This window comes from Listeria tempestatis (assembly GCF_963575625.1).
Lineage (GTDB): Bacteria > Bacillota > Bacilli > Lactobacillales > Listeriaceae > Listeria > Listeria tempestatis.
In genome coordinates this window covers 147,145-159,731 of record NZ_CAUYTK010000003.1, presented here as the reverse complement: position 1 = coordinate 159,731, position 12,587 = coordinate 147,145, and the positions used below count along the sequence as shown (strand labels likewise).

At 38.8% G+C, this 12,587-nt stretch carries 13 protein-coding genes; 10 read left to right on the top strand and 3 right to left on the bottom strand.

Annotated features, from left to right (window positions below):
• The first annotated feature begins 215 nt into the window (after positions 1-215).
• The 3 genes from R8923_RS05665 to R8923_RS05655 all read left to right on the top strand — a co-directional run bounded on the left by R8923_RS05665 (position 216) and on the right by R8923_RS05655 (position 3,010).
• Complete coding sequence (locus R8923_RS05665; RefSeq protein ID WP_485871790.1) at positions 216-839, top strand: cyclic nucleotide-binding domain-containing protein; 624 nt, start codon at positions 216-218, stop codon at positions 837-839.
• Positions 840-967: 128 nt separating this feature from the next.
• Entirely contained in the window at positions 968-2,317 is a 1,350-nt protein-coding gene (gene gorA / locus R8923_RS05660; RefSeq protein ID WP_485871789.1) for a glutathione-disulfide reductase, read from the top strand.
• Positions 2,318-2,332: 15 nt separating this feature from the next.
• Complete coding sequence (locus R8923_RS05655) at positions 2,333-3,010, top strand: histidine phosphatase family protein (protein WP_485871788.1); 678 nt, start codon at positions 2,333-2,335, stop codon at positions 3,008-3,010.
• Between the two features lie 41 nt (positions 3,011-3,051).
• On the opposite strand, the gene R8923_RS05650 is transcribed toward R8923_RS05655, so the two are convergent.
• Entirely contained in the window at positions 3,052-4,197 is a 1,146-nt protein-coding gene (locus R8923_RS05650; protein ID WP_485871787.1) for an AI-2E family transporter, read from the bottom strand.
• 124 nt (positions 4,198-4,321) lie between these two features.
• Between R8923_RS05650 and R8923_RS05645 the strand changes: the two genes are divergently transcribed.
• The 4 genes from R8923_RS05645 (at position 4,322) to R8923_RS05630 (ending at position 7,298) form a co-directional block, all read left to right on the top strand.
• A complete protein-coding gene (locus tag R8923_RS05645) occupies positions 4,322-4,705 on the top strand; it encodes a GntR family transcriptional regulator (protein ID WP_485871786.1) in 384 nt (127 codons plus the stop codon).
• Positions 4,706-4,707: 2 nt separating this feature from the next.
• Complete coding sequence (locus R8923_RS05640) at positions 4,708-5,808, top strand: DUF1648 domain-containing protein (protein ID WP_485871785.1); 1,101 nt, start codon at positions 4,708-4,710, stop codon at positions 5,806-5,808.
• A 62-nt stretch (positions 5,809-5,870) separates the two neighbouring features.
• Entirely contained in the window at positions 5,871-6,365 is a 495-nt protein-coding gene (locus R8923_RS05635; RefSeq protein WP_485871784.1) for a GyrI-like domain-containing protein, read from the top strand.
• A gap of 117 nt (positions 6,366-6,482) precedes the next feature.
• Positions 6,483-7,298, top strand: a complete 816-nt coding sequence (locus R8923_RS05630) for a formate/nitrite transporter family protein (RefSeq protein ID WP_485871783.1) — start codon at positions 6,483-6,485, stop codon at positions 7,296-7,298.
• Positions 7,299-7,419: 121 nt separating this feature from the next.
• Here R8923_RS05630 and R8923_RS05625 read toward each other — a convergent pair whose 3' ends face one another.
• Together R8923_RS05625 and R8923_RS05620 are read right to left on the bottom strand one after the other, a co-directional pair.
• Positions 7,420-7,935: a DUF2812 domain-containing protein gene (locus R8923_RS05625; RefSeq protein ID WP_485871782.1), complete on the bottom strand. Its 516-nt coding sequence runs from the start codon at positions 7,933-7,935 to the stop codon at positions 7,420-7,422.
• On the bottom strand, positions 7,932-8,249 hold the full coding sequence (locus R8923_RS05620; protein ID WP_485871970.1) for a PadR family transcriptional regulator: 318 nt from the start codon (positions 8,247-8,249) through the stop codon (positions 7,932-7,934). Before R8923_RS05620 ends, R8923_RS05625 begins: the two co-directional genes overlap by 4 nt.
• A 287-nt stretch (positions 8,250-8,536) precedes the next feature.
• Between R8923_RS05620 and abc-f the strand changes: the two genes are divergently transcribed.
• The 3 genes from abc-f (at position 8,537) to R8923_RS05605 (ending at position 12,577) form a co-directional block, all read left to right on the top strand.
• On the top strand, positions 8,537-10,129 hold the full coding sequence (abc-f, locus tag R8923_RS05615; RefSeq protein ID WP_485871781.1) for a ribosomal protection-like ABC-F family protein: 1,593 nt from the start codon (positions 8,537-8,539) through the stop codon (positions 10,127-10,129).
• Between the two features lie 90 nt (positions 10,130-10,219).
• On the top strand, positions 10,220-11,404 hold the full coding sequence (locus R8923_RS05610; RefSeq protein ID WP_485871969.1) for a GNAT family N-acetyltransferase: 1,185 nt from the start codon (positions 10,220-10,222) through the stop codon (positions 11,402-11,404).
• Positions 11,405-11,536: 132 nt separating this feature from the next.
• The gene (locus tag R8923_RS05605) at positions 11,537-12,577 is read left to right on the top strand and encodes a permease (protein WP_485871780.1); all 1,041 of its coding nucleotides are present in this window, start codon (positions 11,537-11,539) and stop codon (positions 12,575-12,577) included.
• The last annotated feature ends 10 nt before the right edge of the window (positions 12,578-12,587 follow it).

Here is a 12,587-nt window from a genome sequence, read left to right as displayed (position 1 = left end):
TACGAGTAAATACTGCAAAAGCTCCTAGTAAAAGCGCGCCTAAACCAACTAAGATTCCGCTATCTAGCGCTATTCATATGGAAGTTATGCTTATTTATGAAAATTTTGTCACATTATTTTTAATGAAAGATTATGGTTGTGTATAGTTTATACAAGCTAAAGTAGAAGCTTTTTGATATTCTAAGTTATAAAAATAAAAAATAGGAGTGAGTGGAATGGAAAAAAATGAAACAGCCGGAATCATAAAGGATTTGAAAAGAAATCAGGCAGACTCTACATGGGTTCGCCAAATGGATTTAGTTAAGAATACATTGATTTCGGGGAAATATTTTAAAAATGAGTTTATGATAGTCATGGATGGAATTTTACATTTAGAGAACAAAAACAAACAGATTATACTTTTCTTTTCTAAAGGGGATGTGATTAATCAATTGGTTTCGGAGCTAAGTACGAATAATAATCTTCAATTAGTTTGTGATACAGACGTTACATTAACCTTTGTTTACCGAGAATATTTTCTTAATTTCGCAACGAATAAGCCAAGTTACTTAAAATGGTTTCTCGATATGTCTTTAGTAAATAATATGAATCTATATGATGAGTTAATAAAATACCAATATCCGTCAGAAGAAAGGTTATTGAGCTCACTAAAAACATTATGTGAAAAGTTGAGCATATCCGAAAGGAATGGATACTATCAAATTCCAGTTTTCATAAGTAAAGTAACTTTATCCAAATATAGCAATATTTCGCGACAACAATTAGATATGCTGCTAGCAACTCTTATTCAAAAAAATGTAATTAAAATGGAACAACGAACGCTTTATTTCAAAAGCTGATAGTTTTTTCAACTTTAAAAGGTGTAAATTATCACAACACTTAAAACATAACAAGCATTTCTCTATTAGAAAACTAGTTTTTCTAGTACACTTAAGTGAGAAGAGCTAGTCAGGAATGGAGGATTTTTATGAGCAAACATTATGATTATATTGTTATCGGCGGCGGAAGTGGTGGGATTGCTTCTGCAAACCGGGCTTCAATGTACGGAAAAAAAGTGGCATTAGTTGAGCCAGTCCATCTTGGCGGGACATGTGTCAATGTTGGTTGTGTCCCTAAAAAAGTGATGTGGTACGGGGCGCAAATCAAAGAAGGCATTGAGAAACTGGGACCGGATTATGGTTTAAACGGTAAGGTTGACTTTGATTTTGAAACACTTGTTAAAAATCGTGAAGCCTATATCGAGCGGCTACATGGTATTTATAAATCCAATTTAGACAAAAATAAAGTAACGGTATTAAATGGTTATGCAAAATTTACGAGTGAAAAATCTATTGAGGTCGCAGGTGAAACATATTCAGCAGATCATTTTTTAATTGCAACTGGAGGTAAGCCGGCTATTCCAGATATTCCGGGTGCTGAGCTTGGGACGGATTCAAACGGCTTTTTTGCTATGCGTGAGTTGCCAAAACGTGTGGCTGTCGTTGGTGCTGGTTACATTGCTGTCGAGTTATCGGGAATTTTACACGCATTTGGTGTAGAGACACATCTTTTTGTTCGTAAATCTGCGCCGCTGCGCCATTTTGATTCCATGATTTCAGATACTTTAAAAGAATTGATGGAGAAATCTGGACCGAAACTGCACACAGAAAGTGTACCAAAAGCGGTTCGGAAAAATGAAGATGGGAGCTTGACACTTGAGCTTCAAAATGGGCAAGAAACGGTCGTTGATAAGCTAATTTGGGCGATTGGGAGGACACCAGTTACTGAGACGCTAAATATTGACGTTAGTGGCGTAGAACTTGACGCAAAAGGTTTTGTCAAAGTTGATAAATATCAAAACACTTCGGTTCCGGGAATTTATGCGGTAGGTGATGTGACCGGGCATATCGAGCTGACTCCTGTAGCGATTGCGGCGGGTAGACGGCTTTCTGAGCGACTGTTTAACGGGAAGCTTGATGAACATTTGGACTACAATCTTGTGCCGACTGTCGTATTTAGCCATCCGCCAATTGGCACGATAGGTTTAACCGAAGAAGAAGCAAAAGCAAAATTTGGGGAGAAAAATATTAAAATTTATTCGTCGTCGTTTACTTCCATGTACTCGGTTATTACCGAACACCGCGAGCCTTGCCGCATGAAACTCGTCTGTGAAGGTGATAATGAAAAAATTGTTGGACTACACGGAATTGGAACCGGCATGGATGAACTGCTTCAAGGATTTGCAGTAGCCATTAAGATGGGAGCAACGAAGGCCGATTTTGACAATACCGTTGCAATTCACCCAACAAGCGCCGAAGAGTTCGTTACAATGCGTTAAAAAGGAGGAGCTATCATGACAAAAAAACTTGCACTTTATTTCGTTAGACATGGTCAAACCTATTTGAACAAAAATTTACGTATGCAAGGTTGGGCGGACACCCCGCTTACACCAGAAGGCATTGAAATTGTACGCCAAAGCGGGCGAGGACTTGCGGATACTGAATTTGTTGCTGCCTACTCCAGCGACTTACACCGCACCATCTCAACTGCTGAAATATTGCTTCATGAGAATAAACATGGTTTTGGGCTGAAACTAGAACCTCGCAGCGAATTTCGTGAAACTTTCTTCGGTTCTTTTGAGGGAGAAAAAGGGAGTGTAGCGTGGAGCGAAATCGCTCGATTGAGCGGCTACGATTCACAGGAAGACTTCTTTTCAAAAGTCGATGTTAGAACAATGATGAATGACACAAAAAAAGCAGACCCAACTGGCGATGCCGAAGACTTCATGACTTTTTGGACACGCGTAGAAAAAGGTTTCCTTCACGTCATCAACCAGCACCGTGATACAGGTGGAAACGTCCTAATTGTGGCCCACGGAAATACTATTCGTAATATTGTCCACGAACTTGAACCGTCCATTACAGAAAGCTTTATTTTAGACAATGCAAGCGTGACGGTTTTAGTATACGAAAATGGTTTATTTAAAGTGGAACGATTGAATGACATCTCTCATTTTCAAGCTGAATCATGAGAAAAAAGGCTGAGACCTCTGTCTCAGCCTTTTTCGTGGATTTAGTTTGCCTGTTCAGCATCTGGTGCGCTCTTGCCATCAGGAGGCGAGGAGTTCTTGTCACTACGCCTTAGTTGGATGAGCTTAACAATGTTTATAATGACTGTTTTCACTACAGCGTAAAGTGGGACACCTAGAACCATTCCAAGTAGGCCGGCTAAATTACCGGCAACAAGTAAAATAATAATAATGGTTAAAGGATGGATTTTAAGCGAACGTCCCATAATGAGCGGCTGTAAGACATTACCATCAATTTGTTGAACAATGACAACTACAATAATAACAAGTAGCGCCTGAAATGGCGAAGTGAAGAGTGCCACAATAACAGCTGGTGCTGCCCCAATGACAGGCCCTAAATATGGAATGATATTCGTCACACCAGCAATTAAGGCGAATAGTAAACCATAAGGCTGCCCGATAATTAAATAGCCGATAAATGTAAAGATACCTACAAATAAACAATCCAAAGCTTGTGAACTTATGTAAGAGGATAATGTTTTATTCATTTCTTGGATAATTTTTTTTGCATCTGGACGAATTACTTTCGGGAAAAATTTTTCAACAGAATCCATAAAACGATGACCATCTTTAAACATGTAAAGTAAGATGAACGGGACTGTAACAAGAATCATGACAAAACTTGTAAGGAAACTTGCGATGGCACCAATTCCTGCTGTTACACCGTTTAGGACGCTATTTAAAATTTGAGGAACCGAAATATTTGCTTTTTCAAGTTCGCCTTTTATATCAAAATCATTTAGTGGTGGATTTTTTGTAATGCCACCAAGCCATTTTTCAAAATCGGCCCAGTAACCTGGAATTGCTTTCGCAAGTTCACTAATTTGATTAGCGAGCACGGGACCAATTTGAACGACTGCAAGTGTAACTACCGCAATAAATGCGATAAAGATTAAAATAACGCTAAGCAGGCGCGGCACTTTTCTTTTTTCTAAAAAAAGCACGAGTGGGTTAAACATATAAAATAAAAACCCTGAAACTAATATTGGTAAAAATAAAGTTGAAATAATAACCCCAATTGGCGAGAAGATATATTTCATTTGAAGTAGTAAGAAAACAATTGCGACAACCGCTAAAACTTCGATTGTCCAAAAGAATAGCTTGCTTTCTCTAAAGCGTGAACCTTTCATTTGGAGCCCCTTTCTAAAAATTCTTTTTTTATAGTGTACCATTATCAGCATGAAATAGCCATGTATAAATTGACCTTCTAGGAGAACTGTTATATTATATATATAACAGTAAGGAGGAGGAAGTATGCTCTTACAGATTAACTTGCAAGCAGAAGAACCCATTTACATGCAAATTGTCAATCAAATTATTGAAGGGATTGCAAAGCAGGAATTAAAGCCAGGGGACGACCTGCCTTCTGTTAGGAGTTTAGGTGCTGATATAGGCATTAATTTTCATACCGTGAATAAAGCGTATCAAATATTGAAGCAGGAAGGCTTTATTTTAATTCATAGACAAAAAGGGGTTGTCATTCATCCTGATGGCGCATATCAAGCTGATCAAGCTTATTTTGAAAAGTTGAAGCGTGACATTCGGCCGGTAATTGCGGAAGCGGCTGCGCGCAAAATGCCACTTGATGAAATAACGAAATTGGTTACTGCTTTATACACCGAGATGAAAGGAGAATAGAAATGGAGGCCATTATCTTCATTGCAATATCGTTACTTATTATTTTACTTGAAGCCGTTACCCCTTTTATTGTGCACCGAACGGAATGTTTTGGTGTAAGTGTTGGGGTTCGTGCGAATCAGGAGCCTGAACTAAAGCAAATGAAAAAGCAATATGCTTTTAAAGTTGTATTGTACGGTATTTTTGTCGTGATGCTTAGCTTTGCTTTAATGGCGGCTTTTTCAGGTAATGAGAGGGCGCAAGGATTTTTATTTACAGCATCGATGTTTTTAATTTTAATTATTGCATTTGTGCTTTACGTGAAATACCACAGGCAAACAGTTGCTTGGAAGGCAAAAAAAGTGAAGAGTGGGGAAATTAGCGAATCGAGTGTTATTTTAGTGGATACGGCTTTTCACCGGAATAAAATGATTATTTCATATGCATGGTTTTTAATTCCATTTTTGATTACACTCATCACACTTGCGATGACCATCGTGTTTTACACCTCAGCTCCAGATGTGATACCAAGTCATTATGATTTCAATGGAAATGTGACAGATGAAATGCCAAAAACCATTCGAAATGTATCGCTACTTATCGTGATGCAGCTTTTCATGATTGGTATCTTTATGGGAATCAATTTTATCATGTCACGCAGCAAACAGGTGCTAGATAATGACAATCCAAGTGATTCGGTTAGGCGTAATCAGCTTGCGCGCGCAATTTTTAGTAAAGCCATGCTTGTCATGTGCATTTTAATGGTTTTAATGCTTTTTGGGATTCAATTGACATTTCTAACTGGGTTAAATGCAAAAGTGATGACGACGATTACACTTGTTTTCGTGTTACTCATTTTAGTTATCATTTTCCTACTAGCCTTTTTTGTCGGTCAAGGCGGCTCGAGGCTGAAAATTGGGGGGCGGGGAAATACAGATAAGCCCATTCGGGACGACGACAAGTACTGGAAACTCGGTATCTTTTATTTAAACAAAAAAGATCCTTCGCTCTTTGTTGAGAAAAGATTTGGAATCGGCTGGACGATTAATGTGGGGCGACCTCTCGCTTGGATTTTACTCCTTTCTATCATTTTGATTTCAATTTTAATTGGTGTCATCCTTTAATGTGCAACTTCTGTCATTTTGTGTTATCCTTTTAGCTATAAAGCAGCAGAGGAGTGAGTGAAATGTCTTTACAATCCGCACGGTTAGAAGAACATGAAGATCTCTTTTTAGTTGGTTTAGCTTGGCAGGGAACGTTTTCTGAGGCTCGCAAGGGAAACATACATGAGGTTATTCAAAAAATGAAATCGCTTCTAGGAGGCGAGTTTAGAGAGCTTTACGGAATTTCCATTCACAACATTGAGGAAGGCTTGACGCATTATTCAGCGGTTTTAGCTGACCACAAGCCCAAACACTTGCCAGATGAACTTGAATGGCTAGAAATCCCAGCACACACTTACTTTGTTGGAAAACACGAGGGAAAAACAGATGTTGAGGCAACTTATCAAGAAGTTGCGTTAGAAATCGAAAATCGCAATTATGAACCCTACATGACGGCCGATTTTCCTGTTTTTGACCCACTACCATTTAAAATTGAAATTTTTGATTTAGAACAAGATATTAACGGAGAAAGTGAATTTGAAATCCGCATTCCCGTTGTTCGTAAAATGATGGATTGACGCAGGAAATTTTCCTGCGTTTTTATTTGGAAATAGCTAGAAGGAATTGCCGAAGTGTGCTATAATGAAGTCGCATTTTTTGTGAATGAATTAACAAAAAGGAAGAAGTGATTAAGTTTGTCCTATTACAGTCCAAAAGAAATTACTGATGTGACAATTGAAAAGGGGATTCAAAAAGCGCAATCAAGTACGTTAAGCTTAGTTATTTTAGGATTTCTAGGCGGTGCTTTTATTTCGCTTGGGTATTTGCTTTATGTTCGCGTTGTTGGCACGATGCCACATGAGTGGGGAAGTTTTGCTACGTTTATTGGGGCAAGTGTATTTCCAGTTGGTTTAGTTTGCATTTTACTCGGTGGTGGCGAGTTGATTACGGGGAATATGATGGCGGTTCCGCTTGCTTTTTTTGATAAAAAAATAACGACCGCAATGCTGCTGCGTAATTTGGCTATTGTCACGGTGATGAATTTAGTCGGCGCCTTATTTGTTGCTTACTTTTTCGGTCATTTTGTCGGCCTTACAGAAGGGGACTTTTTAGAAAAAACTGTTGCAACAGCGGGGGCGAAGATTGAAGCGCCATTTTGGGTGGCTTTCGTTTCGGGCATTGGTTGTAACTGGTTTGTTGGAATTGCCGTTTGGTTATCTTACGGGGCAAAAGATTTTGCTGGTAAAATTTTCGCCATTTGGTTTCCTGTCATGGCATTTGTGGCCATTGGATTCCAGCACGTTGTGGCGAATATGTTCATCATTCCAGCAGCGATTTTCGCAGGGCATTACACATGGACGGATTTCATTTTAAATATCATTCCTGTATATCTCGGAAACGTTGTTGGTGGCGCCATTTTTGTAAGCCTTTGTTATTTCTTAGCCTTTAAAAAGGAAACCCCGCATGCTAAGAAAGAAGAAATTAAGCTACCAATTACAGAAAACGAGTAATATGAACGCCCAATAATTTAGGCGATAGACAAAGTTAGGAAATTCTTTGTTTATCGCCTTTTTTCGATTTTTAAAAATTTCTAAGTTTTAGCCTTCATCTAGTTTCTACGAATAAACAAAATTAGCGAAGTGCTGCCATTTTTCTTGTAAGGGTGATAAAGATATTGCCATAAAGAACGATGAGTAGAATTGGCATCATTATCCAATACGTGGATATTGTAAAGGTCGGAATAAAAGTAAATGGAATAATGCATAGCCCAAAAACTGTCCATCTTGTCCGAATTCTTTTGCAAAGGTCAATGAGTGATGCCGAATCCGTATACAGTTTAGCTTTCGCTTCGTTTGGAGCCGTTTCATGCCTAAAATACATCCATGTGCCTTGTAAAATAGGATACTGAAAAACATTTTGAAAGCCAGCATCACGGTGAATACTTAAATATTCTGGTAAATTATCTAAGTCTTCTTTAAAGTCAATGTGATAAGTGACTTTTTTTGGTTCATCGCGTTTAAAATAATAAAAAGGGAAACGATATTTTTCAAAGTGCCATCCAGAAGCAGTCATTTTTTCTAAATAGCGTTCTTCTTTTTCAAAATTAGCTACAGTAAAAAATTTGATGGTGCGTTTTCTAGTTTTCATATTTGTTCCCTCCAAATATTTTCGTAAAGCTCTGTAATACGCTTTTTTTCGAGTGTTAAAAGCTCGAGACCGAGCGGGGTAATTTGATAAATTTTCCGATTGCTTATTTCTTCTACAGGCTCAATTAAGCCATCTTTTTTCATTTTAGAAAGACTGCCGTATAAAGTTCCAGGTCCTAATTTAATGCGACCTTTTGTCAAATCTTCAACATGTTGAATGATGGCATAACCGTGCATAGCATGGCTTAAAGAAAATAATATATAAAAAGCGGTTTCTGTCATGGGAAGATATGCTTTTTTTAAACGATCATTCAGCATTATATCACACCTCGATATATTTGATGTCTTAAATATATCACGATTCGATATATTTAGCAAGTAGGGCTTGCAAAAAAAGTAGAATGTCTATATACTTAATGTATTAAATTAAAGGGGTGTTATTTTTAAGCCAATGAAATTATAATCCTGTTTTATATGAAAAAATGAATGTAAAACCATTTTTTTCGGACAGGATACGTATGCTCATTTCGCTTGTTAACATCGTTGTGACGTAAGTTTATTTTGTGTACTCCTCATCCGGAAAGTGGATAGGAGGTTTTTTTATGTTTACATTAGAAGTGAAAGATTTGAAAAAAGATATTGGTGCTAGAACACTATTTGAAATTCAACATTTGACGGCAAAGCATGGCGATAAAATTGGTATTGTTGGACGGAACGGGACAGGGAAGACGACACTACTTGAAATTTTAGCTGGTGAAACTGAAATGGATGCGGGGCAAGTTTTGCGTAATGGTACGACAGGTTACATTCGTCAAATTAATCCGCAAGATGAGCGACTTAGTGGCGGAGAAAAAACGCGGAAATTGATTCAGGAAGTGTTGCGACAAAGACCAGAGATTTTGTTTGCTGATGAACCAACTTCGAATTTAGATGCGGACAGTGCGGCGCATTTAAAACGCGATTTTAAGAAATTTACTGGAACAATTTTTGTCATTTCACATGACCGAGATTTTTTAGACGCAATTTGTTCGGAAATTTGGGAACTTGAAGGGGAAACCGTTACAAGGTATAAAGGGAATTATGCGGCATATCGTAAGCAAAAAGCGCAAGAACAGGAAACTCAGCAAAAAGCGTATACGGAAAATATGGCGGAGAAAAAACGGCTGGAGGCAGCGATTTCATATCGGAAAGACATGGCTGGTAGCATGGATGCCAAACAGGAGAAGCTGTTTAAAAAAGGGCTGACACGAAAAGAAGTGGCATACGGTAAGATGTTTAAGGGCGTCCAGCAAAAAAGCCAGCATAAGACGATTAAGGCGACTGAAAAACGGCTGGAGAGACTGGAACACGTCGACAAACCATTTCAATTTAAGCCCGTTAAAATTACACTACCTGAAACACGTAGACTGAAAAAAGGCACGACACTGCTACAAATCTCAAAAGGAGAAGTCGCAGTTCCTACGAAGAAGCTTTTTCAAACGGAAGCTTTTTCAATAAAAATAGGAGATAAAGTGGCACTTGTTGGAAAAAATGCTAGTGGGAAAACGAGCTTTTTGCGGGCAATTTTAAACGAGAGTGATTTTTTACGGCGGACAAAGGAAGTTCGAATCGCCTACTTCGACCAAGAACTAGCTGGACTTAAACTTCAAGATACGCTTATTGAAAACGTAAATCGTGTGAATGCCCATGATAAGCAGCTTGCGATGGACGTTTTAGGTAGCATGCATTTCACACAAGCCGATTTAAATAAAAAAGTCACCATTTTATCTGGCGGCGAACGCGTCAAGTTGTACCTCTCTATGATTTTACTTAGTGACGCCAATTTGCTCATTTTGGATGAACCGACAAATTATTTGGATATTGATGCGATGGAAGCGCTCGAGGGCATGATACGTGGTTTTGACGGTGCCGTTTTATTCGTCTCGCATGATGGGGCTTTTGTGCGTAACGTATCTGAACAGGTGATTCGTATTCAAGACGGACAGATGAAATGGATTCCAAAAGCGATGACGGATATTTTGGCGGAAGAAGAAAATTCTAAAGAAACGGTTGCGGAAGATAAACTGATTGTCCAGTTAAGGCTGACAGAAATCGCCGCGAAGCTTTCCGACCCAAAAATAAGTGCAGTGGAAAAAGAACAGCTAAACGAGGCGTATTTAGAAAATAGTAGAATTTTGCGGCAACTTGAAAAGTGAATTATCGAGGTGTTTATGATAAAGTGAACTTAATTCAAGTTAAAGCGAGGTATGACTACATTGCAAAATGATGTTCATGATAGATTGAAAATGAAGAAAGTTGAGATGGAGCATTTAGTGCAGTTTAATGAACTTTTGCGCTATGTGTTTCAAGTGACGAACCAAGACTTGCAAGAAGTAGGATACGAGGAGGACGAAATCGAGCAGGCGAAACGTCCCGTTTTAAAACAAGCTGATGTTTTAGGTTGGTTTGATCAGGATAAACTAGTTTCACAACTTGCGGTTTATCCGCTTCTTGTGAATATTCACGGTGAAATTTATGAGATGGGCGGCTTAACGGGTGTTGGCACATATCCTGAGTATGCGAATTTTGGCTTGATGCATCAACTTATGCGGCAAAGCTTAAAAGATATGCGTGACCGTAAGCAAACTGTGTCCTATTTATTTCCTTATTCGATTCCTTATTACCGCCGAAAAGGTTGGGAAATCATATCTGATATGATGACTTTTTCCATTAAAGATACGCAGCTCCCAAGCCTTGTTCAAGTTTCTGGCATGGTGGAGCGTACTGATGTTCATCATCCAGATATAAAAATGACATACGACCGCTTTGCCCGCACGCACCACGCAGCAATGATTCGCGGGGAGTTATCTTGGGAAGAATATTTTCGCTGGGAAAAAGATGAACTTACAGCGGGTGTTTATTACGATGCGAACCACACACCTCTGGGCTTTGTCTTCTACTGGATTGCGGACGATATTTTCCATCTAAAAGAAATGATTTATTTAACTGAAGAGGCGCGTTCTGGCCTTTGGAATTTTATTAGTGCGCATTTTTCAATGGTGACCGATGTTAAGGGGCGAACATATACGAACGAGCCAATCGCTTACCTACTCGAAGATAGCGAGATTGTCGAAACGATTCAGCCATATTACATGGCGCGTATTGTGGACGTTCTGGGCTTCTTAGAAAAATACCCATTTCGACATCAAGAAAACGAGCGTGCCTTCCATTTTGTGGTAGAGGATCCGCTGTTAGATTGGAACTTGGGACCTTTCGGTATTTCATTTGCAAATGGTGAGAAACGTATTACCCAAGAAGCAATCGGCCCTGAAGTGAAAATTGACATTGGAACACTGACCACCATGTTATTTAGCTACAAACGCCCGAGCTACCTAGCCAAAATTGGTCGGATAAAGGCAACTCAAGCTACTATTGCTCAGCTTGAACAACTCATTCCGCTTGAAACCGCCTACTTCTCGGATTATTTTTAAAAAAAGTGAGCAAAACGAAGTAAAGAGATTAAGCACACCTTCCAATTTTGAAAGGTGTGCTTTTTTAACTTGATTTATGTGTCTGATAGGAATAGAATAAACAAAGATTTGAAACAGGAAGAAGGCATAAATTTGTTTAGCAATTTACCAAGTTCATTTTTACAAATGAATACGATTTTTATTTCCATTTTAATAGAAGCACTCCCATTCGTCTTAATCGGCGTTTTCATCGCTGGGTTCATTCAAATGTTTATCTCCGAACAATTTATCGCACGTGTCATTCCTAAAAACCGCTTTCTTGCGGTCGTTGTTGGCTCATGTATTGGCGTTCTCTTCCCATCTTGTGAATGCGGAATTGTGCCCATCGTTCGTAATTTATTAAAAAAAGGAGTACCCCTTCATGCGGGAATCGCTTTTATGTTGACCGCTCCAATTATTAATCCAGTCGTGCTTTTCTCAACATATGTTGCCTTTGGAAGTTCATTTGAAATCCCTCTTTTACGTGTTATAGGAAGTCTTGTTGTAGCGATGGTCGTAGGGAATTTAATTGCCTTTTTCTATAAAGGTGAAGGGTTGAAAGAGAAAATTTTATTTGAACCGAAAGAACAAGTTGAGACTGTCCAAATGACATCACTTGAGCTAGCTGGAAGTGAAACTACCATTACGCAATTTGCTAGTGGCACAGAAAATGTCGCAATAGAAGGAGAGGGTCACAACGACCATCACCATCATGATGACAACCAACACCACGACCACCATCAGCATGCGGACATGAAATTTGGTCAAAAATTATGGCATACTGCCCAACACTCTGTTGATGAATTTTTTTCAGTGGGCAAATATTTGGTATTCGGAGCATTCATAGCCGCCGCCATGCAAACATATATTAAAACCTCTACACTCATGCAAATTGGACATGGTCCTGTTTTATCGATTTTACTTATGATGGTGTTAGCTTTTGTTTTGTCACTCTGTTCCGAAGCAGATGCCTTTATAGGCGCCTCTTTCCGCAGTATCTTTTCTACACAGTCGATTGTCGCTTTTCTCGTATTTGGTCCAATGCTCGACATTAAAAATCTCATGATGATGATGGTGTCATTTAAAGCAAAATTTGTTTTATTTCTTGTCACTACCGTCACGATAGTGGTGTTCATTTACGCCCTTATAATTTAGAAAAGGAGGA

Coding starts and splice junctions, on each gene's coding strand:
- R8923_RS05665 (WP_485871790.1), top strand. CDS start 216: ATGGAAAAAAATGAAACAGCCGGAATCATAAAGGATTTGAAAAGAAAT.
- gorA (WP_485871789.1), top strand. CDS start 968: ATGAGCAAACATTATGATTATATTGTTATCGGCGGCGGAAGTGGTGGG.
- R8923_RS05655 (WP_485871788.1), top strand. CDS start 2,333: ATGACAAAAAAACTTGCACTTTATTTCGTTAGACATGGTCAAACCTAT.
- R8923_RS05650 (WP_485871787.1), bottom strand. CDS start 4,197: ATGAAAGGTTCACGCTTTAGAGAAAGCAAGCTATTCTTTTGGACAATC.
- R8923_RS05645 (WP_485871786.1), top strand. CDS start 4,322: ATGCTCTTACAGATTAACTTGCAAGCAGAAGAACCCATTTACATGCAA.
- R8923_RS05640 (WP_485871785.1), top strand. CDS start 4,708: ATGGAGGCCATTATCTTCATTGCAATATCGTTACTTATTATTTTACTT.
- R8923_RS05635 (WP_485871784.1), top strand. CDS start 5,871: ATGTCTTTACAATCCGCACGGTTAGAAGAACATGAAGATCTCTTTTTA.
- R8923_RS05625 (WP_485871782.1), bottom strand. CDS start 7,935: ATGAAAACTAGAAAACGCACCATCAAATTTTTTACTGTAGCTAATTTT.
- abc-f (WP_485871781.1), top strand. CDS start 8,537: ATGTTTACATTAGAAGTGAAAGATTTGAAAAAAGATATTGGTGCTAGA.
- R8923_RS05610 (WP_485871969.1), top strand. CDS start 10,220: ATGAAGAAAGTTGAGATGGAGCATTTAGTGCAGTTTAATGAACTTTTG.